Here is a 22,770-nt window from a genome sequence, read left to right on the forward strand (position 1 = left end):
CCCGGAGGGGAGAGGGAGAACACCACCTCGGCATCACCCAAAAAACTGCCGAAACGCCGCCACCGTCCGCACCACACCCTCATCATCAACATCCAGATGCGTCACCAAGCGCAACGTTGGCAGATACCCGATGCTGATGCGGATACCCGCCTGCCGCAAATGGACGTCCAATTCGCGCAGGCGATCGGCGGGCACATCGATGAACACCATATTGGTGTGCTGCCCAAGCAACTTCACGCCGGGAAGCTCACCCAACCCCGTCGCCAACATGGCCGCGCGAGCGTGATCATCCGCCAACCGCTCCACATGGTGATCCAGCGCGTACTGCGCAGCGGCGGCAAGCATGCCCGCCTGGCGCCAGCCGCCACCGGTCACCTTCTTCCATCGCCGCGCCTTGTCGATCAACGCCGCGGAGCCGACCAGCACCGAGCCCACCGGCGCACCCAGGCCCTTGGACAGGCAGACCGACACGCTGTCGAACAGGCCGGCAATCTCGCGGGCCGGCACGCCGCTCGCCACGGCGGCGTTGAACAGACGCGCGCCATCCAGATGAAAACCCAGGCCGCGTTCGCGCGCAAAATCACGCGCGGCCTTCAGGTAATCCAGCGACAGGGCGCGCCCGTGCCAGGTATTTTCCAGCGCCAGCAGGCGCGTGCGCGCGAAATGCGGATCGACCGGCTTGATTGCGGCGGCGAGCTTGTCCAGCGGCAGGCTGCCATCCACGTCGTGCGGGATCGGTTGCGGCTGGATCGAGCCGAGTACGGCGGCACCGCCGCCTTCGAATTTGTAGGTATGCGCATCGGCGCCCACCAGGTATTCATCGCCGCGCTCGCAATGCGACATCAGCGCGATGAGGTTCGATTGCGTGCCGGTGGGTACGAACACCGCCGCCTCGAAACCGAGATCGGCGGCCAGCCGCTGCTGCAGCGCGTTCACCGTGGGATCTTCGCCATAGACATCGTCGCCCACGGCGGCTTCCAGCATGGCCGCACGCATGGCCGGGGTGGGACGGGTGACGGTATCGCTGCGCAGGTCGATGAGTTCCACGATGGACTTCCGGTAGCTGGATCAGACCCCGAGTTTGAACGCTCGCTTTGGCAGAATCAAAGGCCACGGGCCTGACGGGCAGCAGCGGCTTGGGCTAGCCTTGTGATCGGGTCTCCGCATGAGGCGAGGGCATGTCGTTCCTGCATCTGTATGTCCGTGTCATCGCGTTGCTGGCACCGGAAAAGAAGCTGGCGATCACCCTGGCGCTGGCCAACCTGGCGCTGGCCGGGGTGTTCTTCCTTGAGCCGGTGCTGTTTGGCCGTGTGGTGGATGCACTGGGCAGCACGCATGCCGGGGATGCGCCCCGTCTGATCGCACTATGGGCCGGTGTTGGCTTTGCCGGCGTGCTGGCCAATGTGTGGGTGTCGCTGCATGCGGACCGGCTCGCGCATCGCCGGCGCCTCGCCGCGATCGCCTTGTTCTTCGAACATGCCGCGGCCATGCCGATGTCGTTCCACGGTGAATATCACACGGGCCGGCTGTCGCGCATCATGAACGTGGGCGTCAGCAACCTGTTCAATCTCTGGCTGAGTTTCTTCCGTGAACACCTGGCCACCTTGCTGTCGATCTTCGTGATGGTGCCCGTGGCGCTGTGGATCAACTGGAAGCTGGCGCTGCTGATGATTGCGCTGCTGTTGTGCTTTTCCATCTTCAACGCCATCGCCGTGCAGCGCACGCACAAGGCGCAGGGCGAAGTGGAGGAGCTGCACCACGAGATCGCCACGCGTGCCGGCGACGTGTTCGGTAACGTCACGGTGGTGCAGAGTTTCACGCGCCTTGCGGCCGAATCGCGTGCGCTGCACGAGCTGATGACGCGCACGCTCAATGCGCAATATCCGGTGCTGCGCGGCTGGGCGATCCTCTCAGTGCTCAATCGCGCGGCGAGCACGCTCACCATTGTGGCGATTTTTGCGGTGGGCGCGGCGCTGCATGCGCGTGGCGAGATCAGCGTGGGCGGCATCGTCAGCTTCGTGGGTTTCTCCATGCTGCTGATCGGCCGGCTGGAGCAGTTCGCCACCTTCCTTTCGAATCTGTTCTTCCAGTCGCAATCGCTGCGCGATTTCTTCACCGTGCTCGACCGCCAGTCGGAGATTGCCGATCGCCCGGGTGCCATCGCCCTGCCCCGCGTGCGTGGCGAGGTGGTGTTCGAACAGGTGAGCTTTGGCTACGACCCGGTGCAGCCGGCCCTGCACGAGCTCAATTTCCGCGCGGCACCCGGCAGCACCATCGCCCTGGTCGGCCCGACCGGCGCAGGCAAGAGCACGGCATTGAGCCTGCTCTATCGCGCTTACGATCCCAGCGCGGGTCGAGTGACCGTCGATGGCCACGATGTCCGCGATGTCACGCTGGAATCGCTGCGACAGAACATCGGCGTGGTGTTCCAGGATGCCGGCATGTTCTATCGCTCGATCCTCGACAATCTGCGCGTGGGCAATCCGGAAGCCGAGCCCGGCCAGATCGATGCCGCCGTGGCCGCCGCCGAAGCGGCCGCGTTCATCGCACGCAAGCCCGCGGGACTGGAAACGCTGGTCGCCGAACGCGGCCGCTCACTCTCGGGCGGCGAGCGCCAGCGCCTGGCGATTGCACGTGCGATGTTGAAGGACGCGCCGATCCTGATACTCGACGAAGCGACCAGCGCGCTCGACAACGCCACCGAGGCACGCATACAGCGCGCGCTGGATCGCTTGACCATCGGCCGCACCACGTTCGTGATCGCGCATCGCCTGTCGACCGTGCGCAACGCCGACCTCATCCTGGTACTGGATCAGGGACGATTGGTGGAACAGGGGCGTTATGCCGAGCTGATCGCCCAGGGTGGACTGTTCGCCCGCCTGGCGCAGGAAGGCCAGTTCGCGCCGGATGCACCGGACGATCCGGTAGCCACTGACGCTTAGCTGTACGTGATGGCCATGGCCACGCCGCCCATACCGGGCGGTGCCACATCAGCCGTGTTTTCGGAAATACACCCAGGCGATCACCGCCAGGATCAAGGCGGGCAACACATTGGCCACCAGCGGCGGCACGCCATAGACGGTGCCGAAGTTCACCATCGCCTTCTGCAGGAAGTACCAGCCGATGGCCAGCAGCATGCCGATGAACATGCGCTTGCCCAGGCCGCCGGAACGCAGGGTGCCGAACGAGAACGGCATCGCCAGCAGGACCAGCACCAGCACGTTGAGCGGATACAGCGCGCGCGTCCAGAACGCGGAGGCATACACGCCCGGATTCTGGCCGTTCTGCTCGAGGTAGGTGATGTTGCGGCGCAGGTCGCGCATTGGCAGGTATTGCGGCTGGATCACCGACTGCTCCAGCACCTGCGGATTGAGCTTGGAATCCCAGGTCTGGCTGTCGGCCGTGGTGGAGTGCGTGCCGGCATCGTCGAGCGTGGTGCTGCGCACCTTGCTCATTACCCACTGGTGACCGTCGTGTTCGGCTGTCTGTGCCCAGTCGAAGCGCTTCACCTGGCCGTCCGGCGTAAGCGTGAACACGCGCACGTCATGCAACTGCACGGTGCTGTGCGTCGCCGTGTGTTTGGCCATCCATCCCTTGGCATTGATGACGCGATCGCCATCGCGCGCCCACAGGCCGGATTCGCCGCCCAGGCCCACGTTGTTGGATTTCAGGCGCAACTGCATCGCTTGCGCCTGCTGGTCGCCCCAGGGCGCCGCCGTTTCGCCCAGGATCACCACGCCGACCACGAGGATGGCCACCACGCCCACCGCCGACGCCGCGATGCGCAGCTTGGACAGGCCGCAGGCGCGCAGCGCGGTGAGCTCGTTGGTGGCCGCCAGGCCGCCCAGGCCGAGCAGGCCGCCGATCAGCGCCGCGTTGCCAAACATCTCGTACAGTCGGCGCGGGAAGGTGACCAGCACGTACACCACCGCGTTGGTCACCGTGTAGCCGTTCTTGCCCACGTTGCCGAGCTGGCGCAGGAACTGGAACACCGCATCGAGACCGGTGATCACCAGCCATACGGTGAGCATGGCGCCGAGGACCGTGGTGCCGACCAGCCAGTCGACGCGCCGGATGCGCAGTGCAGCCATCACGCACCTGCCTTGCGCGGTTTACGCGGCGAGTATTGGTTCTGGAACATGCGGGCCGCCACGGCAAACACCAGCAAGGTCACCATCCACATCGGGAACGAGTGGTGCCAGTGGCCCTTGATGATCTGGCCGCGGCAGATCGCCAGCAGCAGGTAGTAGAAATAGAACGTGAGGATGGCCAGGAACATGCGCCCGAAGCGCGGCTCGCGCGGACTCTGGCGCGACAGCGGCAAGGCCAACGCCAGCAGCACCAGGGTCATCGCCGGAGCGATTGTGCGCCAGGCGAACTCGGCGCGCGTGTCCGGATTGTCGGTGCGCAGCAGCTGCGCCAGGGTCATCGAGTGCGCGGGATCTTCGGCATCCTCATCGGACTGGATGCTGTCCAGCGAGGCGTCGTTGCGCTCGTATTTCATCTTGCGCCAGTTGTCCGCGCCCAGCGGGATGTCGTACTGGAAGCCGTTCCACAGCGCGAGGAAACGCCCGCTGCCGTCGGTTTCCTGATACAGCTGGCCGTGCTTGCCGGTGACCAGCTTCAGGTGCGGCACGTTGTCGTGGCCCATGCGCTCGGTGGCGATGAAGGTGTTGCCCAGCGTGCTGCCGTCGCGGCTCAGCTCATCGACGAAGATGATGCCGCCCTTGCCCGGCAGCGGGGTGAAACGTCCGGCGTCCAGGCCCGCGGCAATCACCGAGCGATTGGCCGCGGCCACCAGCTGGTCGGAGGTGCGCGCGGCCCAGGGGCCCAGCCATAACGCCACCATGCCGACCAGGATGGCCAGGATCACGGCCAGGATGGACACCGGACGAAGCAAGCCGTTCGGACCCATGCCGGAGGACGCCAGCACGTGCATCTCGCTCTCGCGATACATGCGGCCCAGGCCGTTGAGGATGCCCAGGAAGGCCGCCAGCGGCAGCAGGGTCGACAGGCCGTCGAGCATGTTCAGGCCCAGCACCTGGAACATCACGCTGGCCGGAAAGCTGCCGTTCGCCACCTGCTGCAGGACGTGCGCAAACGAGGTGCCGGCCATGACAGCCAGCAGCACGATGGCGGTAGCGGCCACGGTTTGTGCCAGCTCACGCAGGAAATAACGATCGAGGATGCTCAGAACCGGTCCTCAGGCATGGTCGAACCCGCACGCGTCGCACGGGACAAGAAACAACTGCGAAGTGTACGGGTTGGAGGGACAGTTTCTCGACATGCGATAAGATGAAGGGCTTGGCGCCGCCCCGCCCCGGGCGCGGCAATCCCCAAGTCTAGCCTGTCCGGGCCTTGCCGGACCTTTCCGTAGGACTTCTCCATGACTCTCCAGTTCAGCCTTGGCTCCGCCGCTCCCGAATCCGTCGAAACCCCCTGCGTGGTGGTCGGCGTCTATGAGAACGGTCTGCTCACCAGTGCCGCCGCCCGCGTGGACACCGCTGCGCACGGCGCCATCAAGCGCCAGGTGGAGAGCGGGGACATCAACGGCAAGGCCGGCACCACGGCCGTGCTGTTCGCGCCGGAGGGCGTGGCAGCCAAGCGTGTGCTGGTGGTGGGTCTGGGAACGCAGAAGACCTTCGACGGTGCACGCTACCAAAAGATAAACATCGAAGCCGCGCGCGCCCTGGGCCGCCTGCCGCTGGACAGCGCCGTGTCCTACCTCACCGAGGTGGACGTGCCCGGTCACGATGCCTCCTGGCGCGTGCGCGTGGCCGCCCTGGCCGCCGACTACGCCGCCTACCGCTATACCGCCACCTTCAAGCCGCGCGAAAAGTCCGCGCAGCCGGAACTGACCGCGATCGCCTTTGCCGGCGCCGACGATGCCAAGCCGGGCCTCGCCCAGGCCGCTGCCATCGCCGAAGGCGTGCGCTTCGCCCGTGAGCTGGCCAATCTGCCGCCCAATATCTGCAACCCCGCCTATATCGCCGCGCAGGCCGAACAGTTCGCCGCGCAGCACGACAAGGTGAGCTGCACGGTGCTCGACCACGAGAAGATGGAAGAACTGCGCTTCGGCTCGCTGCTGGCCGTGGGCCGCGGCTCGGCCAACAAGCCCAAGCTCGTGATCCTTGAATACAAGGGCGGCGTGGAAGGCGACAAGCCGTACGCCTTCGTCGGCAAGGGCATCACCTTCGACACCGGCGGCATCAGCCTCAAGCCCGGCCCGGGCATGGAAGAAATGAAGTTCGACATGGGCGGCGCCGCCGGCGTGCTCGGCAGCTTCGTCGCCGCGGTGAAGCTCGGCGTGCCGGTGAACCTGGTGTGCGTGGTGCCGGCCGTGGAAAACATGCCCGATGGCGACAGCTACCGCCCCAGCGACGTGCTGACCAGCCTCTCGGGACTGACCATCGAAGTGCTCAATACCGATGCCGAAGGCCGCCTGATCCTGTGCGATGCGCTGACCTATACCGCGCAGACCTTCCAGCCGAAGGTGATGATCGATGCCGCCACGCTGACCGGCGCCTGCGTCATCGCGCTGGGCAAGCACGCCAGCGGTTTGATGAGCAAGCATGACGATCTGGCCGCCGAACTGATCGCCGCCGGCGAAACCACGCTCGATCGCGCATGGCGCCTGCCGCTGTGGGACGACTACCAGGTGCAGCTGGAATCGGGCTTTGCCGACGTCGCCAACATCGGCGGCAAGAACGCCGGCGCTATCACCGCCGGCTGCTTCCTGGCGCGCTTTACCGAAGGCCAGCGCTGGGCGCACCTGGACATCGCCGGTACCGCGTGGGACGAAGGCCGCAAGGGTCTGGCCACCGGCCGCCCGGTGTCGCTGCTGGTGCAGTGGCTGATGGATCAGGCGAGTAAGTAAGATCCAGCAGTGAGAGGTGAGAAGTGAGGAGTGAGAGAGGGCGACGTCGACTTCTCTCATTTCATGGGCTGTATGCGCTTCTCGCCGATTCGTTAGAGCAGAAAGCAGTAACTTCTGGCGAGAGATGGCAATACCGCCACTCTCGCTACTCACTCCTCTCCACTCACTCCTTGCCCTTATGCCTCGCGCCGATTTCTATCTGATCGACAAGCCGCGCTTCCGCGAGCAACCGCTATTGCTGGTGTGTGAGCTGGCTAAGCGGGCGCACGCCGCGCAGCAGCCCACCCTGGTGCTGGCGCGCGACTTTGCGCAAGCGGAGGCCATTGACGAGTTGATGTGGGAGTTCGATCCGGACGGCTTCATCACGCACCAGATCGCCGGTGACGATGACGACCACATCACCGCCGTGCTGATCGTGCCGCCCGGCATCGACACGCCCGACCGTCCGATGCTGATCAATCTGCGCGAAGAGTGTGCGCCGGGCCGCTACGACCGCGTGCTGGAAGTGGTGGCCGCCGATCCCGCCGAACGCGAGGGTTCGCGTACGCGCTGGACCGAATACAAGCGGCGGCAGTTTGAGGTGAGCAAGCACGATATGTGATGCCGAGCCACGGCGCTCTCCTGTGGGAGCGCACCCTGTGCGCGACTGGCGCTCATGGTGAGGTAACGCTATGTAGCTGCCGTCGCGCACAGGGTGCGCTCCCACAGGGAATCCGTTGCGTCAGTCGTCCACCGACGCCTGCACCACCATCTGCAAGTTGATCGCATCCTGCAGCTGCTCGCCGGTCAGCGGCTTGCGCAGGAAACCATCCATGCCTGCCTCGCGGGCCCGCGCTTCTTCATCGCCACCCGAACGCGCCGTGATCGCCACGATCGGGATGCGCTGTTCCGATGGCTCGCGTTGACGGATCAGACGGGCGATCTGGAAACCATCGATGCCCGGCAGGTCCAGGTCCAGCAGGATCACATCGCATGGCGCCTGTGCCAGTTCCGCCAGCGCCGCCAGACCGTTGCCGACATAGCGCACCTCATGCCCGGCTCGCTCGAGCAGACCGCGTATCACCGCAGCCACGATGACGTCGTCTTCCACCAGCAGGATGCGCAGCGGCGAGGCCTCGACGCCATCGCCGCGTTGTGTCGCGGCGGCCAGCGGCTCCTGCGTCACCGGCAGCGGCAGGCGCACGTGGAAGGTGCTGCCAAAAGCGACCTTCGATTCCAGCTCGACGCTGCCGCCCATCATCGCCACCAGCTCGCGGCAGATCGCCAGGCCCAGGCCGCTGCCGGCGCGGCGCTGCGGGCCGGTGACCTGCTCGAAGCGCTCGAACAGGCGCGCCTGGCTGGCCTCGGGTATGCCCGGGCCGGTATCGATCACGCTGAAGCGCATGCCGTCGTTGGTGCGCCGCACGCGCAGCGTCACGCCGCCGCGCTCGGTGAACTTCAAGGCGTTATTGGCCAGATTGAGCAACACCTGCTTAATGCGGAGCGCATCGCCGATCATGCGCGGCGGCAGGTCGGTGGGCATGTCCAGCTCGAAGCGCAAACCCTTGGCGCGCGCCTGGCCCAGCTCCAGTTTCGCCACGTCTTCAATCAGCGTGCGCGGATCGAACGGCGCGTTGTCCAGCTCGAGCTTGCCCGCTTCGATGCGCGCCAGGTCGAGTGCATCGTTGACCAGCTTGAGCAGCATGCTGCCCGAGCGCTGCATCGCTTCGGCGTAGTCGCGCTGCGTGCGGCTGAGCGTGGTGGTCAGCAACAGCTCCGCCATGCCCATCACGCCCGTCATCGGCGTGCGGATCTCGTGGCTGAGCGTGGCGAGGAATTGCGTCTTGGCAGCGCTGGCCTGCTCGGCCAGGCGACTGCGCTGTTCCGCCAATTGCATCTGGTGCCGCTCGGCCAGGCGACGGCGCCACGCCTGCAAGCCCAGCCATGCCAGCAGCGCCGCCAGCAACACATACGCACACCACGCCCACCAGCGCGCCCACGGCGGCGCCTGCACGTGGATCTGCAGCGGTTGCGCCAGCTGCGTCCACACGCCGTCCGCACCCGCGGCCATCACTTCGAGCGTGTAGTCGCCGCGCGGCAGGCCGGTGAGATCGCGCTCGCCGTGGCCGCCGGTATCGACCCAGCTGTTGTCGAGGCCGGCGAGGCGGAACCGATAGCGGTTCGCGGCGGGATCCACATAGGAAAACACCCGCGTATCCACGATCAGGCCTGAATCGCGCCAGCCGATGGAAAGGTGACCGGACGGCGGCACCGGCAACTCGCGCACGGCGCCTTCGCGGCGCACGCTGATGCGCGTGAGCGCCAGACGCGGCGGCTCGGTGCTACGCGACGGACGATTGGGATTGAAGCCGATCACGCCGCCCAGGGTGGGCGAGTAGATCATGCCGTCGGTCATGCGGCTGAATCCGCGCAGAAATTCGCCGTTGCTCAGACCATCCTGCAGGCCCAGTTCGTGGAACTGCGCGGTGGCGGGATCGAACCGCCACAGGCCATCGCGGCCGAACACCCACACCCGCTGATGCTGGTCGACGGCCACGTCGACCACGTTGACCGACGGCCATCCACGCGTGGCGTCGATCTTGCGATCGAGCACCAGGCCATCGTGGTCGTAGTGATAGTGCTCCAGGCCGTCGGGACGGGCCATCCACAGGCCGTCGTCGGTGAAGTCGAACGCATCCACCGCCTGGCGATTGTCGACGCCGGGCACCGGCTCGAAGTGATCGCGGTTGCGATCCAGGCGCAGCATGCCGCCGTCGCTGGCGTACCAGAAGGTGCCATCCTTCAGCGTGAGCTGGCTGCCCCAACGGGCCTTTTCCTGCGCGGGCTGCACGGATACCGCAGTCACCGCCAGCGTGTCCTGGTCGACCCGGAACAGCCCTTCGCCGAAGCTGCGCGCATAGAGCTTGCCGTCGGGTCCCACTTCCACTTCGAGCGGATGCTTGAGTCCGTGCGCAGCGCCATCGACGGCATCGAGCTTGCCGTTGGCATAGCGGAACAAGGCGCCCTGCACGGTCACCCAAAGACGCGACTGCGCATCTTCAGTGAGGCCGAGCACGTCGCCGCGCAGGCCGGAAATCACGTGCTCGACCTTGCCGGTGGACGGCCATAGGCGATCCACGCGACCACCGCGCTCACCGACCCAGATCGCACCATCGCGACCACGCGCCACCGCGTAGGCGACCGAATCGCGCAGGCTGTTGTCGTCATCGGGGATATGCGTGAAGCGGCTGACGCTGTCCCAGCCAGGTGCCAGATAGGCCACGCCGCCATCGAACAAGGCGATCCACAGGCCGCCTTCGCTGTCGGGACGGATCTGCCACACCCAGGTACCCGGCAGATTGCCGTAGAGCACCGGCTGGTTGGTGACCGCCTCGATCTTGGCGTCATGCGCCTGTTTGAGGAACAGGCCGTGCTGCGTGCCCACCCATAGACGTCCGCTGCGGTCACGCACGCTGCTCAGGATGTTGGTATCGGGCAGCTCGCTGCTGCCGACCTGCCGCGCCACGTCGTCCGCGCCGATGATGAACAGGCCATGCGAGGAGGCCACGCGGATTTCTTCGCCATCGCCTTCGATGCGCCATGCGTCCAGCGACTTCTCCGGCGAGGCCATCGCGATGGGATGAAACTCGCCGTTGGCATCGCGACGGAACACGCCGTTGTCGCTGCCCACCCACAGTTGGCCGCGTGCGTCCACGTAGAGCGCGCCCACCGTGCCCAAGGCTTCCGGTGCGTTGCCCGTCACCTGCATGTGGTCAAAGCCGCGTCCGTCACGGCGCATGCGGTCCAGGCCCAGCGCGGTACCCACCCAGATCGAGCCGTCGCCGGTCTGGGCGATCGACCAGGCCTTGTCGCTGCCCAGGCTCGCCGGATCGTTGGCGTCATGACCCCAGTGATGGAAGGTGCCCGAGCGATCGTCGTAGCAGTTGAGGCCTGCTTCCAGACCCGCCGCCCACAGGCCGCCCGCGCGATCGAAGATCAGCGCCGAGATGCCATTGTTGAACAACGATTGGCTGTCGCCCGCCACATGGCGGAACACCTTGAAGTTGACGCCGTCGTAGCGCGCGATGCCGCTCTTGGTGCCGAACCACATCGAACCATCCGGCGACTGCACCACGGTATAGACGCTGCTGCTGGGCAGGCCATCGGCCGTGCCGAATCGACGGAACTGCGGCGTCGCCAGCGCCGCATTGACGTGCTCGGGCGATGACGGCGTCGGCGCGGTCTGCGCGGCCGCGGGCACGCACACTGCCACCAGCGTGGACGCGCCCATGATCAGGACAACGCGAAGCAGCAAGGACGGCAGCATGCACTTCCCCCGGAATCTTTCGATTTTGCCAGACCTGCCGGTGCGGAACGAGCATGGCTTTTGGCCGACGCGCCCTGCCGCCCCGACGGCGTAGCCGGTGGGGAAACAATCCGTTCCAGGGCGACGGCTGGCGCCGCCGTGGCGGATCGTCCAGACTTCCCGGCATGCCAAGGTCATGCCGCCCCAGCCGCCTTCTGCTCGCCCTTCTGTGCGCCTGCGCTCCGCTTGCCTCCGTGCAGGCTGCGCCAACCACGTACCACTACGACACCACGCACAGCCAGATCCTTTTCAGCATCGACCACAACGGGTTTTCGCGACCGTTCGGGCGGCTGCATATAGCGAAAGGCTGGTTGCGTTTTGATCCGGACGACTGGAGCCAGTCGGCCACCGAGCTGGACATCGACCTGGCCAGCCTGGACATGGGCGATGCCGAATGGAATGCGGCGGTGCTCAAGCCGGCCTATCTGGATGCGGAAAAGGCTCGTTACGCGCATTTCGCAAGTACCTCCGTGGAGCGCAAGGACGACACGCACGGAGTGCTGCATGGCAACCTGACGCTGCGTGGCGTGACACATACCGTGGATATCCCGTTTACCTTCAACCGGCACGGCACCACCATCTACGGCATGCATACCATCGCAGGCTTCTCTGGCACGGCGATGCTCAATCGAGACGATTACGGCATCACCGCGACGCCCAATTCCATCGGCCACGGCGTGAGCGTGTGGCTGGAACTGGAAGCCATCCAGGAAGACCACGCCAATAGCAGCAAGGAATCACCATGAGTTTTCGCAACACCGACCACCAATGGGGATCGGTCGCCAGATTCTTTCACTGGACCATCGCGCTGCTGATCCTCGGCAACGGCATCTTCGGCCTGTGCATGGACCTGGCCCACGGCCCGATGCAGAAGATCAACTGGCTCGCCCTGCACAAGTCGATCGGCCTGACCGTGCTGGCGCTGTTCCTGTTGCGTGTGCTGTGGCGCCTGGCCAATCGTCCGCCGCGGGATGAGCCCACCTCGCGCTGGCAGCACTATGTGGCGCACGGCGTGCACACAACGCTCTACGCGCTGGTGGCGTTGCTGCCGCTGAGTGGCTGGTGGTTCAATTCCATCGCCGGCAAGCCGCTGCAGTATTTCAAGATGTTCAACCTGCCCGCGCTCACCGACGCCAATGCCGACACGCGACGCTTCTGGCATGGCGTGCACGAATACCTGTTCTGGTTTCTGGTCGTGCTGCTGGTGCTGCACATCGCCGGCGCGCTCAAGCATCACCTGATCGATCGCGACAACACCCTGCGGCGCATGCTCCCCTTTGCCCGTGTGCGCCGGAACTCTCAAGGAGAACGCTGATGAACCGCTACGCGCTCAAGCTCGCACCGCTGCTGCTTGCCCTCGCTCTGCCCAGCCTGGCCAGCGCCGCCGACTACGCCGTGCAGCCCGCCGGCAGCAAGCTCGGCTTCAGTGGCAATTTCCAGGGGCAGTCGTTCGATGGCAACTTTGGCCAGTGGACTGCCGCGATCAGCTACGACCCGGCCAAGCTGGCCGCTTCGAAGTTCGATGTGGAAGTGGACCTGGCCAGTGTGAAGACCGGCGACAAGGATCGCGACGGCGCCCTGCCCGGTTCGGATTTCTTCAACGTGGCCAAATTCCCCAAGGCGCATTTCGTCACCACCGGCTTCCGTCAGAACGGCGCGCAGGTGATTGCCGACGGCAACCTCACGCTGCGCGGCCTGACCAAGCCGGTGAGCCTCACGGTGGTGTTCAAGCCCGCAGGCACGGGCGCCAGCATGGATGTCACCGGTACGGTGAAGCGCCTTGATTTCGGCGTGGGCACCGGTGATTACGCCGATACCTCGGTGATTGCGAACGACGTGAAGATCAACGCTCACCTGGTGTTGACCGCTAAGTAAGCAACACGCGCTCGCTCCGTTGTGGGAGCGCACCCTGTGCGCGACCGCCACCTCGCACGATGCGGTAACGCCGGAGGCCGCGGTCGCGCACAGGGTGCGCTCCTACACGGGGAGACCCACGAAACGCTGCACGGCCTCCGCATCAAACGGCCAGTCCAACTCCCGCCCATCGTGGCTGTCACGCAACACCGGCACGCGCGTGCCGTAACGCTGCTCGAGCGCCTCGTCGTCGTCCACCCATAGGCTGTCGAAGTCAGGCGCATGCGCCTCGGCCATCACGGCCAGCGCCTGGTCGCACAGGTGGCAGTAGTCCCGCTGATAAAGCACGTATCGCGTCGGCATAGGGGCGGGACAATAGCTTGCGCCCCGCGTTTTCGCGATGCCCTCCGGGCGGACCGGCAGCCCTGGCGACAGTTCGTGCGGCATCTCGACCAAGGTCGAGACTGGTATTCGCAAATGATAATGCCTATCATTTGCACCAAGGGCCACACGAGCCCACCGGGTTGCCGCCGCCCCGGGTTCCCGATACCAACAAGACCCAAGGCCAGCCCATGCCCTCCCTCGCCTCGCCCGCGCGACGCCAGTTGCCTTACCGCGCCCTGTTTCTGGCGCTGTCACTAGCTCTGTCCGCGCCCCTCTTGCACGCAGAAGACGTGCCGGATTCGTCCGACGCCACCAAGGTCAAGAATCTGGAGGGCGTACAAGCCACCGCCACGGTGACCGGCGATGGCGACTCTTACACGACCAAGGCAGCCTCGGGTGCCACCCGCCTGCCGCTGTCGCTGCGCGAGACGCCGCAGTCGGTGAGCGTGGTGACCGAGCAGCAGATGAAGGACTTCGGGCTCAACAACGTCAACGCGGTGCTCGACACCACCACCGGCGTTAACGTCGAACGCGTGGAAACCGATCGCACTTATTACAGCGCGCGCGGCTTCGACATCACCAACTTCCTGGTTGACGGCGTCGGCCTGCCGTTTGCCAACGGCGAGCAGGAAGGCGATCTGGACACGGCGTTGTACCAGAGCGTGGAAGTGCTGCGCGGCGCGAACGGCCTGCTGTCGTTCACCGGCAATCCGTCGGCCACGATCAACTTCGTGCGCAAGCGTCCGACGGGCGATTTTCAGGGCAGCGTCGGCGTGACCGTCGGCAGCTGGGACAACCGTCGTCTGGACGTGGATCTGTCCGGCCCGCTCAACGATGCGCACAGCGTACGCGGCCGCCTGATCGCCGCCGGCCAGGACACCGACAGCTACCTGGACCGCTACAACCTGCGCAAGCAAGTGCTGGGCGGCATCGTCGAAGCCGATCTCAGCAGCAGCACCCTGCTCACCGCCGGCGTCACCTACCAGAAGAACAAGACCCACGGCGGCATGTGGGGCGCGCTGCCCCTGTACAACACCGATGGCACGCCGACCGATTACGACCGCAGCACCAGCACCTCGGCTGATTGGTCGCGCTGGAATGTCGCCGATACGCGCGCCTTCGTCGAACTCACCCAGCAGCTGGGCAACGACTGGAGCCTCAAGGGCTCGCTCAACTATCGCCGCATCGCCGAGGACAGCAACCTGTTCTACGTCTACGGCACGCCCGATGCGCAGACCGGCCTGGGGCTGTATTCCTACCCCTCCGCGTATACCAGCAAGGAACGCCAGTACGTGGCCGATCTGTATGCCACCGGTCCGTTCGAGCTGCTGGGCCGCAGGCACGAGCTGGTGCTCGGCGCCAACTGGGCCGAGGACAACGTGCATCAGCTGTCGAGCTATGGCGAAGGCATCGGCACGCCGCTGCCACCGCTCAACGAATGGACGGGCGACTATCCGGAACCGCCGTTTGATGCGTCGTACGGCAACGGCGACTTCCACATCAAGCGCAAGACCATGTACGCCACCGCCCGCTGGAGCCTGGCCGATCCGGTCACTCTGATCACTGGCGCCAGCCTGGTGCATATCGAGCAATACGGCGCCAACTACGGCGTGCCGAGCAACTTTGAAAAGACCCAGACCACGCCGTTCGTGGGCCTGGTGTATGACTTCGCCCAGCACTACTCGGCGTATGCGAGCTATGCGCAGCTGTTCAATCCGCAGACCTCGCTGGACATCAACAACAAGGTGCTAGCTCCGGTCACCGGTGCGAACCTGGAAGTAGGCGTGAAGGGCGAGTTGTACGACGGACGTCTAAACGCCACCTTCGCCTTGTTCCGCTCGCGCCAGGATGGATTGGCCGAATATGCCGGCCACAACCTGGCGACCAACCAGGATTACTACACCGGCATCGACGCCATCTCGAAGGGCTACGAGTTCGACGTGAGCGGCCAGCTCACCGACAACTGGCAGGTCAGCGGCGGTTACACGCAACTGGGCCTGGTCGATCCGCAGGGCAACAACGTGCGCACCTATGTGCCGCGCCGCATGTTCCGCCTCGCCACCAGCTACCGCTTCGACGCCCTGCCCGGCTTCAAGGTGGGCGGCACGCTGCGCTGGCAGGATCGCATCTACCGCGACCAGCAGGCGGTGGCGCTGGACGGCAGCGAGATCTTCACCACACAGGGTTCGTATGCGGTGGTTGGGCTGATGGCGGGCTACGACTTCGGCCAGCACTGGAGCACCACGCTCAACCTCGACAACGTGACCAACCGCAAGTACATCCCGAGCCTGTACTGGGACCAGGGCTTTTACGCGGCGCCGCGCAGCTACATGGTCAACGTTCGCTACGCGTTCTGAGGGGGTCCAGCGTAGCGGGAGGTCTCCCGCTACGCTGCTTTCCGTCATGTGACGAATCAGTCCATACGCTCGCGCACCGTCGCATCGCTGCGGCGCGGCAACGCACGCCCGGCGGCACGCGTAGAATAGGCGGTTCTCCCCGCCCACTTTGCGTGTCTCCATGGCTGTCAGCGTATTTGACCTGTTCAAGATCGGCATTGGTCCGTCCTCCTCGCATACCGTTGGCCCCATGCGCGCCGCTGCGCGGTTCGCCGAACGCTGGCTCGAAGAAAAAGGCGTGCTCGACCGCGTCGTGCGCGTGCGCGCCGAGCTGTATGGCTCGCTGGCGATGACGGGCCGCGGCCATGGCACCGACAAGGCCGTACTGCTGGGCTTCGAAGGCGCGCATCCGGATACGGTCGACCCCGATCACATCCCCGAGACGCTGCAGCGCATCCGCACCACCCATCGCCTGCGCGTGCTGGGCAAGCACGAGATCGAATTCGAAGAAAAGCGCGACCTGGTGTTCAACAAGCGCCAGAAGCTGCCGTTCCACACCAACGGCATGCGCTTCTCCGCTTACGACGCCGAAGGCCATGAGCTGGCCACGCGCGATTACTACTCGGTGGGCGGCGGCTTCGTGGTCAACCACGATGAAGCGGCCGAAGACCGCATCGTTGCCGACACCACTGAACAGCCTTACCCGTTCTCCACCGGCGACGAGCTGCTGGCGCTGTGCGAGAAGCATCAGCTCACGATTGCCCAGTTGATGCTGGAGAACGAAAAAGTGTGGCGCGGCGAGGCGGAAACCCGCGCCGGACTACTGGTGATCTGGAAGGCCATGCAGGATTGCGTCAATCGCGGCCTGCGCTCGCCCGGCGTGCTGCCGGGCGGACTGAAGGTGCAGCGTCGCGCACCGGCGATGGCCGAGGAATTGCGCAGCCAGCCGGAAGCGGCACTGAAGGATCCGCTGACCATCCTCGACTGGGTCAACCTTTACGCGCTCGCCGTGAATGAAGAGAACGCCGCTGGCGGCCGCGTCGTCACCGCGCCGACCAACGGCGCCGCCGGCATCGTGCCGGCCGTGCTGCACTACTACCACCGCTTCATTCCGAAGGCGGACGAGAACGGCATCATCGACTTCCTGCTTACCGCTGGCGCGATCGGCATTCTCTACAAGGAGAACGCCTCGATCTCCGGCGCCGAAGTGGGCTGCCAGGGCGAAGTGGGCGTGGCCTGTTCGATGGCCGCTGGTGGCCTCACTGCTGCGCTCGGCGGCAACGTGCTGCAGGTGGAAAACGCGGCCGAAATCGGCATGGAACACAACCTTGGCCTCACCTGCGACCCGATCGGCGGCCTGGTGCAGATTCCCTGCATCGAGCGCAATGCGATGGGTTCGGTGAAGGCGATCAACGCCAGCCGCATGGCGCTCAAGAGCGACGGCAAGCACCGCGTGTCGCTGGACAAGGTGATCGCCACCATGCGCGACACGGGTCGCGACATGAAGGACAAGTACAAGGAAACTTCGCGCGGCGGTTTGGCGGTCAACGTTATCGAGTGTTGATGCTGGGGCTTCGCCGATACCGCCTCGCTTTTCACCGTCATCCCAGCGAAGGCTGGGATGACGGCAAAAAATGGTGACTATTGAAACGCCTGGTCAGCCTTGGGGCGCCGTCGCGGCGCCCGCATCCGCATCCACCCGCGCCTTCAACTGCGCCAGCTGTGCCGGCGTCAACTTGGCCGACGCCTTGGCCAGGTAGTCGGCGGCGCTCTTGAGCTGCTGCTGGCTGTCCATGCGCTGCGCCAGCGAGATCTGGTACCAGCCTTCCGCCGGATTCTCCGCGATGCCCGCGCCGGTCACGTAAGCCACGCCCAGCGCGTAATGACCAAGCATCTCGTTGCTGGCCATGGCTTTGCGCGCCAACGCCACGCCACGCGGAGCATCCACGGGCACGCTTTGCTTGCCGGTGATCAGGAAATACGCCAGCGTGCCCGCCGCCTTCGCGCTGCCGGCATCGGCGGCTGACTGCAGCCAGCGCACACCCGCGGCGACGTCCTGGCGGCCGAACAGGCCGGTGACATAAAACTGGCCCAGCGACAGCTGGGCGTCGGTATCACCCTTCTGTGCCGCCGCGTTCAATAGTTTTTCGGCGAGCGCGACGTCCTTGGGCAGGCCCATTTCGCCCGACAGTCGCGCCATCGCCAGTACTTCCATGCCTTTGGACGAGCCCTTGTCGGCGGCTTTCTGCGCCCATTGCAGGGCTTCGGGCATGCCACCGGTGGACAGCAGCGCCACGGCGAGCACGGCCATGTGATCGGGGTTCTGGTCGATGGCGACGCTCTTGCGCATCCAGTCGATCGCGGTCGGAACATCGCGGGTGACCCCTACCCCGGCCATGGTGGCCGAGCCAAGCATCCAGGCGCCTTCCGCACTGCCGGCCAGAGCGGCTTTGCGATACCACTCGGTGCCGGCGGCCTTGTCGGCCGCCATGCCGTCGTCCTGCAGGGAGCGCCCGAGCGCGACTTGCGCCTGGGTGTCGCCGGCCTGGGCTCGCTTGGTCAGCGCGTCGCGGGTCGCATCGCCCGCTGCCGCACCCGCCGGCATGGAAAGCACGGCAACTGCCGCGGCCATCGCCACCAACCACGTCGCACGGATCATGGTTCGCCGACCTCGAGGGGGAAGCCCCGATACTAGCTGTCCGCCCCGCCTACGCCAATTTCCGGGATGCCGAGATTGCCTCCGATCCGTTCCAGGATTGCGTCGATCGACCGGTTTTCGAATCGTTTCAGCCGTCGATTCAATGACCTGGCTGCTGCGCTGCGCCACGCTGCACGGCACCCAGCGGGCTGACAGTTCCCCAACCGGTCTGTCATCATCGGCCCCTTGTGTCGCCCGGGGGGCGGCCCGTCGATCCACTGTCCCTGGGGACCTGCATGTCTCAATCTTCAATGCGCCGCGATGTCGGCCCGTTCGCCCTGATGCTTACCGGCCTGGGCTCGATCATCGGTTCCGGCTGGTTGTTTGGCGCCTGGCGTGCGGCCGGCCTCGCCGGTCCGGGCGCGGTATGGGCCTGGGTGCTAGGCGCCGCCATCATCATGACCATCGCGCTGACCTATGCGGAGCTGGGCGCGATGTTCCCCGAGTCCGGCGGCATGGTGCGCTACAGCCACTATTCGCACGGCTCGCTGGTCGGTTTCATCGGTGCGTGGGCCAACTGGATCGCGATCGTCTCGGTGATCCCGGTGGAAGCCGAGGCCTCGGTGCAGTACATGGCCTCGTGGCCGTGGAAGTGGGCGCAGGATCTGTACATCCACATGCCCGACGGTCACGGCGAACTGAGCCTGCCGGGCCTGTATATCGCCGCGGTGCTGGTGCTGATCTACTTCCTGGTCAACTTCTGGAGCGTGAAGCTGTTCGCGCGCTCCAACACGCTGATCACCGTGTTCAAGCTGGTGGTGCCGGCCGCGACCGGCCTGGCCCTGATCGCCAGCGGCTTCCACAGCGAGAACTTCTCGGTGGGCGTGCATGGCGACACGCATGCCATCGACTTCGCCGCCGTGCTCACCGCGGTGGCCACCGCCGGCATCGTCTTCAGCTTCAACGGCTTCCAGAGTCCGGTGAATCTGGCCGGCGAAGCGCGCAATCCGGGCAAGAGCATTCCGTTCGCGGTGATCGGCTCGATCCTGCTGGCCACCGTGGTCTACATCATCCTGCAGGTGGCCTACCTGGGTTCGGTGCCGCCGGACATGCTGGCCAAGGCTGGCTGGCACGGCATCGATTTCCGCTCGCCGTTCGCCGAGCTGGCCATCATCGTCAATCTGCACTGGCTGGCCATGCTGCTGTACGTGGATGCGTTCATCAGCCCCAGCGGCACGGGCATGACCTATACCGCCACCACCGCGCGCATGATCTACGGCATGGAGCGCAACGGCACGCTGCCGAAGATCCTCGGCAACGTGCACGCCAAGTGGGGCGTGCCGCGTCCGGCGATGTGGTTCAACCTGGTCGTGTCCTACCTGTTCCTGTTCCAGTTCCGCGGATGGGGCACGCTGGCGGCGGTGATTTCGGTGGCCACGATCATCTCGTACCTCACCGGCCCGGTGAGCGCGATGACGCTGCGCCGTACCGCGCCGAACCTGCACCGTCCGCTGCGCATCACCGGCCTGCCGATTCTGGCCGGCGTCGCCTTCATCATGGCGACCGAGCTGCTGTACTGGGCGCGCTGGCCGCTCACCGGCGAGATCATCCTGTTGATGGTCGTGGCGCTGCCGGTTTACCTGTACTACCAGGCCAAGCAGCAGTGGCAGGACTTCGGTCGCCACCTGAAGGGCGCGTGGTGGCTGATCTTCTATCTGCCGACGCTGGCTTTCGTGTCGCACGTGGGCAGCACCGACTTCGGTGGCCAGGGCTACCTCAGCTATGGCTGGGACCTGGCCGTGGTCGCCCTGATTGGACTGGTGTTCTACGTGTGGGGCGTGAAGTCCGGCTGGCGCACGCCGTCGGTGGAAGAGGCCGAGGCGAATCCGCACGTGCACGATTGATCGGCAGAGGTATGTCATGAAAAACGCGCGGCTCATCACCGCGCGTTTTTCTTTTGTGGGTCGCAGTTTCCCGAGAGGCTTGTCGCGCACAGGGTGCGCTCCCACAAAGTTTCGAGTGACCTGTGGGAGCGCACCCTGTGCGCGACTCACGAGCCCTCAGGCCAAGGCCAACACATCCCCCAACAACGCCTGCGCCGTCACCTCCGGCCCCGCTCCAGGCCCCTGGATCACCAGCGGCTGCGAGTTGTAGCGCGTGGTGCTGAGCGCAAACTGATTGTCGGTGCCATACAGGCGCGTGGCCGGATGATTCGCCGGCACTTCGACCAGACCGACACGCGCACGACCGCGCTGATTGAGGCGCGCCAGGAAACGCAGCGAGCCGCCGCGCGCTTTCGCTTCGGCATAGCGCGTGGCCAGTGGTTCATCGAGTTCCTCCAGGCGCGATAGAAAACTCTCGACGTCCAGCTGCCGCAGGCTTTCCGGCACCAGGCTTTCCACTTCCACTTCGTCGGGACGCAAGGCAAAGCCCGCACAGCGCGCCAGGATCAGCAGCTTGCGCGCCACGTCCTCGCCGGAAAGATCGCTGCGCGGATCGGGCTCGGTATAGCCCAGTTCACGCGCACGACGCAGCAGTGCGGAGAACGGCTGGCTGCCGTCGTACTGGTTGAACAGATACGACAGCGAGCCGGAGAACACGCCTTCCAGCGTGAGCAAGGCATCGCCGCAATGACGCAGGCGGCGCAAGGTCGAGATCACCGGCAGGCCCGCACCGACCGTCGCCGAATCGCCATAGCGACCGCCCTGTGCGAGCGCGGCCTGCAGCGCGCGCCATCCCGGCAGATCGCCGCCGGCCAGCGACTTGTTCGCCGTCACCACGTGATAGCCGCGCGCCAGCCACTCGGCATGGCGGGATGCGAGCGTGCCGCAGGCGGTGGCGTCGATGATCACCTTGACCGTCGCGCCATGGCTCTCCAGCGCTTCGAGCAGCAGCGCGTCGTTGCGCACATCGCCATGGGTCTTGAGCTTCTCGCGCAGGGCGCGATCAGCCAGTTGTTCCCCCTGGGTCTGCTGACGCCGCGAATTGGCCGCGCCCACCAGCCGGATCGATGCTGCCGCCGGCGTGTTGAGCAGCTTCAGAAAGGCGCCACCGACCACGCCGGTGCCGAGCAGCACCGCGGCAATCGCCGGCGCTGCCTGCGCTCTCGATGCCTGGACCGGCTCGATCAGCACCGCACTCATGCAATCACCCGGCGTTTGGCGTGGCTCACCGCCTCGGCGCGCAACAAGGCAGCATCCAGATCGCGCAGCAGGTCGTCGCCATCTTCGATGCCGACCGACAGCCGCAGCAACGTATCGGCGATGCCGGCGGCGCGGCGCGCTTCCGGTGCCATCGAGGCATGCGTCATCGACGCGGGATGCGCCACCAGGCTTTCCACGCCGCCGAGCGACTCGGCCAGCGAGTAGTAGTGCAGACCCTCGACGAACGCGGCGACCTGTTCCTCGCCGCCCTCCAGCTCAAAGCTGAGCATGGCGCCGAAACCCTGCTGCTGGCGTGCGGCGAGCGCATGGCCGACATGGCCGGGCAGGCCCGGGTAATAGGTCTTGCGTACGGCCGCATGGCCGTCCAGACGTTCGGCGATGCGCACGGCGTTTTCCTGGTGCTGGCGCAGACGCACGTTCAAGGTGCGCAGGCCGCGCAGGGTGAGAAAGCTGTCGAACGGCGCACCGGTAAGGCCGTTGCAGTTGCCCCACCACTTCAGCTGCTCGGCAATGGCCGCGTCGCGCGCCACCACGGCGCCGCCCACCACATCGCTATGGCCATTGATGTACTTGGTGGTGGAATGCACCACCACGTCAGCGCCCAGGGTCAGCGGTTGCTGCAGGGCCGGCGAGAGGAAGGTGTTGTCGACCACCACCAGCGCGCCCACGGCATGCGCGGCCTGCGCCACGTGGCGGATATCGGTGATGCGCAACAGCGGGTTCGATGGCGTTTCCACCCACACCAACGACGGCTTCGCGGCCAGACCTTCGGCCAGCGAGTGCGCGTTGGTGAGATCGACGAAACGGACCTGGAAACGCCCCTTCTTCGCCCAGGCATCCAGCAGTCGCCAGGTACCGCCGTAGCAGTCGTGCGCAGCGAGCACCAGGGAACCGGCAGGCACCAGCTCCAGCGCCAGCGCCACCGCCGCCATGCCACTGGCCGTCACCACCGCGCCCACGCCCTGCTCCAGTTCGGCCAGGGCCTCGGCCAACAGATCGCGGGTGGGATTGCCGCTGCGCGAATAGTCGTAAGCGCGCTTCTTGCCGAAGCCTTCGAACGCGTAGTTGGTCGACAGATGCAGCGGCGGCACCACGGCGCCGTGCTGGGTGTCCGATTCGATGCCGGCGCGCACGGCGCGGGTGAACAGGCTGGGGGTGTCGCTCATGGTGAA

At 65.8% G+C, this 22,770-nt stretch carries 17 protein-coding genes; 9 read left to right on the forward strand and 8 right to left on the reverse strand.

Features of this window, described 5'->3' with window-relative positions; translation table 11 throughout:
* Positions 1-33: 33 nt before the first annotated feature.
* Positions 34-1,047: a low-specificity L-threonine aldolase gene (gene ltaE / locus Y882_RS14665; protein ID WP_082121133.1), complete on the reverse strand. Its 1,014-nt coding sequence runs from the start codon at positions 1,045-1,047 to the stop codon at positions 34-36.
* Positions 1,048-1,178: 131 nt separating this feature from the next.
* On the opposite strand from ltaE, the gene Y882_RS14670 reads away from it, so the two are divergent.
* Positions 1,179-2,942: a glucan ABC transporter ATP-binding protein/ permease gene (locus tag Y882_RS14670; protein WP_046972692.1), complete on the forward strand. Its 1,764-nt coding sequence runs from the start codon at positions 1,179-1,181 to the stop codon at positions 2,940-2,942.
* Positions 2,943-2,990: 48 nt separating this feature from the next.
* Here the strand turns inward: Y882_RS14670 and lptG are convergent, their stop codons facing one another.
* Together lptG and lptF are read right to left on the reverse strand one after the other, a co-directional pair.
* Positions 2,991-4,091, reverse strand: a complete 1,101-nt coding sequence (gene lptG / locus Y882_RS14675) for an LPS export ABC transporter permease LptG (protein WP_046972693.1) — start codon at positions 4,089-4,091, stop codon at positions 2,991-2,993.
* On the reverse strand, positions 4,091-5,188 hold the full coding sequence (gene lptF / locus Y882_RS14680; protein WP_082121134.1) for an LPS export ABC transporter permease LptF: 1,098 nt from the start codon (positions 5,186-5,188) through the stop codon (positions 4,091-4,093). The genes lptG and lptF overlap by 1 nt, the downstream gene beginning before the upstream one ends.
* A 198-nt stretch (positions 5,189-5,386) precedes the next feature.
* On the opposite strand from lptF, the gene Y882_RS14685 reads away from it, so the two are divergent.
* Together Y882_RS14685 and Y882_RS14690 are read left to right on the forward strand one after the other, a co-directional pair.
* Positions 5,387-6,877, forward strand: coding sequence for a leucyl aminopeptidase (locus Y882_RS14685; RefSeq protein WP_046972695.1), 1,491 nt, complete (start codon positions 5,387-5,389; stop codon positions 6,875-6,877).
* Between the two features lie 178 nt (positions 6,878-7,055).
* On the forward strand, positions 7,056-7,478 hold the full coding sequence (locus Y882_RS14690; protein ID WP_046972696.1) for a DNA polymerase III subunit chi: 423 nt from the start codon (positions 7,056-7,058) through the stop codon (positions 7,476-7,478).
* Between the two features lie 120 nt (positions 7,479-7,598).
* On the opposite strand, the gene Y882_RS14695 is transcribed toward Y882_RS14690, so the two are convergent.
* Positions 7,599-11,183 carry a hybrid sensor histidine kinase/response regulator gene (locus Y882_RS14695; protein WP_046972697.1) on the reverse strand — a complete coding sequence of 1,195 codons (3,585 nt, stop codon included), beginning with the start codon at positions 11,181-11,183 and terminating at the stop codon, positions 7,599-7,601.
* Positions 11,184-11,347: 164 nt separating this feature from the next.
* Here Y882_RS14695 and Y882_RS14700 point away from each other — a divergent pair, with 164 nt between their 5' ends.
* From Y882_RS14700 to Y882_RS14710, 3 genes are read left to right on the forward strand one after another with little or no spacing between them, the layout of a single operon-like run.
* A complete protein-coding gene (locus Y882_RS14700) occupies positions 11,348-11,968 on the forward strand; it encodes a YceI family protein (protein ID WP_046972698.1) in 621 nt (206 codons plus the stop codon).
* Entirely contained in the window at positions 11,965-12,537 is a 573-nt protein-coding gene (locus tag Y882_RS14705) for a cytochrome b (protein WP_046972699.1), read from the forward strand. Before Y882_RS14700 ends, Y882_RS14705 begins: the two co-directional genes overlap by 4 nt.
* On the forward strand, positions 12,537-13,097 hold the full coding sequence (locus Y882_RS14710) for a YceI family protein (protein ID WP_046972700.1): 561 nt from the start codon (positions 12,537-12,539) through the stop codon (positions 13,095-13,097). The genes Y882_RS14705 and Y882_RS14710 overlap by 1 nt, the downstream gene beginning before the upstream one ends.
* 102 nt (positions 13,098-13,199) lie before the next feature.
* Here the strand turns inward: Y882_RS14710 and Y882_RS14715 are convergent, their stop codons facing one another.
* Positions 13,200-13,439 (reverse strand): glutaredoxin family protein, encoded by a 240-nt coding sequence (locus Y882_RS14715; RefSeq protein ID WP_046972701.1) that lies wholly within the window; start codon positions 13,437-13,439, stop codon positions 13,200-13,202.
* Between the two features lie 209 nt (positions 13,440-13,648).
* Here Y882_RS14715 and Y882_RS14720 point away from each other — a divergent pair, with 209 nt between their 5' ends.
* Together Y882_RS14720 and Y882_RS14725 are read left to right on the forward strand one after the other, a co-directional pair.
* On the forward strand, positions 13,649-15,817 hold the full coding sequence (locus Y882_RS14720; protein WP_046972702.1) for a TonB-dependent siderophore receptor: 2,169 nt from the start codon (positions 13,649-13,651) through the stop codon (positions 15,815-15,817).
* 160 nt (positions 15,818-15,977) lie between these two features.
* Positions 15,978-17,360 carry an L-serine ammonia-lyase gene (locus Y882_RS14725; protein WP_046972703.1) on the forward strand — a complete coding sequence of 461 codons (1,383 nt, stop codon included), beginning with the start codon at positions 15,978-15,980 and terminating at the stop codon, positions 17,358-17,360.
* A 93-nt stretch (positions 17,361-17,453) separates the two neighbouring features.
* Here Y882_RS14725 and Y882_RS14730 read toward each other — a convergent pair whose 3' ends face one another.
* On the reverse strand, positions 17,454-18,455 hold the full coding sequence (locus Y882_RS14730; RefSeq protein ID WP_046972704.1) for a tetratricopeptide repeat protein: 1,002 nt from the start codon (positions 18,453-18,455) through the stop codon (positions 17,454-17,456).
* Positions 18,456-18,730: 275 nt separating this feature from the next.
* On the opposite strand from Y882_RS14730, the gene Y882_RS14735 reads away from it, so the two are divergent.
* Positions 18,731-20,338 (forward strand): APC family permease, encoded by a 1,608-nt coding sequence (locus Y882_RS14735; protein WP_046972705.1) that lies wholly within the window; start codon positions 18,731-18,733, stop codon positions 20,336-20,338.
* Between the two features lie 156 nt (positions 20,339-20,494).
* Here Y882_RS14735 and Y882_RS14740 read toward each other — a convergent pair whose 3' ends face one another.
* On the reverse strand, positions 20,495-21,577 hold the full coding sequence (locus tag Y882_RS14740; protein WP_046972706.1) for a homoserine dehydrogenase family protein: 1,083 nt from the start codon (positions 21,575-21,577) through the stop codon (positions 20,495-20,497).
* Complete coding sequence (gene metB, locus Y882_RS14745; protein ID WP_046972707.1) at positions 21,574-22,764, reverse strand: cystathionine gamma-synthase; 1,191 nt, start codon at positions 22,762-22,764, stop codon at positions 21,574-21,576. Before metB ends, Y882_RS14740 begins: the two co-directional genes overlap by 4 nt.
* Positions 22,765-22,770: the final 6 nt, after the last annotated feature.

Source organism: Dyella japonica DSM 16301, assembly GCF_001010355.1.
GTDB classification, from domain to species: Bacteria; Pseudomonadota; Gammaproteobacteria; order Xanthomonadales; family Rhodanobacteraceae; genus Dyella; species Dyella japonica.

Excerpts from the sequence above, each read along its gene's own strand:
- Y882_RS14740 (WP_046972706.1), bottom strand. The coding sequence starts at position 21,577 with ATGAGTGCGGTGCTGATCGAGCCGGTCCAGGCATCGAGAGCGCAGGCA.
- lptG (WP_046972693.1), bottom strand. The coding sequence starts at position 4,091 with ATGGCTGCACTGCGCATCCGGCGCGTCGACTGGCTGGTCGGCACCACG.
- Y882_RS14705 (WP_046972699.1), top strand. The coding sequence starts at position 11,965 with ATGAGTTTTCGCAACACCGACCACCAATGGGGATCGGTCGCCAGATTC.
- Y882_RS14670 (WP_046972692.1), top strand. The coding sequence starts at position 1,179 with ATGTCGTTCCTGCATCTGTATGTCCGTGTCATCGCGTTGCTGGCACCG.
- Y882_RS14695 (WP_046972697.1), bottom strand. The coding sequence starts at position 11,183 with ATGCTGCCGTCCTTGCTGCTTCGCGTTGTCCTGATCATGGGCGCGTCC.
- Y882_RS14685 (WP_046972695.1), top strand. The coding sequence starts at position 5,387 with ATGACTCTCCAGTTCAGCCTTGGCTCCGCCGCTCCCGAATCCGTCGAA.
- Y882_RS14715 (WP_046972701.1), bottom strand. The coding sequence starts at position 13,439 with ATGCCGACGCGATACGTGCTTTATCAGCGGGACTACTGCCACCTGTGC.
- Y882_RS14710 (WP_046972700.1), top strand. The coding sequence starts at position 12,537 with ATGAACCGCTACGCGCTCAAGCTCGCACCGCTGCTGCTTGCCCTCGCT.
- Y882_RS14725 (WP_046972703.1), top strand. The coding sequence starts at position 15,978 with ATGGCTGTCAGCGTATTTGACCTGTTCAAGATCGGCATTGGTCCGTCC.
- metB (WP_046972707.1), bottom strand. The coding sequence starts at position 22,764 with ATGAGCGACACCCCCAGCCTGTTCACCCGCGCCGTGCGCGCCGGCATC.
- Y882_RS14700 (WP_046972698.1), top strand. The coding sequence starts at position 11,348 with ATGCCAAGGTCATGCCGCCCCAGCCGCCTTCTGCTCGCCCTTCTGTGC.
- Y882_RS14735 (WP_046972705.1), top strand. The coding sequence starts at position 18,731 with ATGTCTCAATCTTCAATGCGCCGCGATGTCGGCCCGTTCGCCCTGATG.
- Y882_RS14720 (WP_046972702.1), top strand. The coding sequence starts at position 13,649 with ATGCCCTCCCTCGCCTCGCCCGCGCGACGCCAGTTGCCTTACCGCGCC.
- Y882_RS14690 (WP_046972696.1), top strand. The coding sequence starts at position 7,056 with ATGCCTCGCGCCGATTTCTATCTGATCGACAAGCCGCGCTTCCGCGAG.
- Y882_RS14730 (WP_046972704.1), bottom strand. The coding sequence starts at position 18,455 with ATGATCCGTGCGACGTGGTTGGTGGCGATGGCCGCGGCAGTTGCCGTG.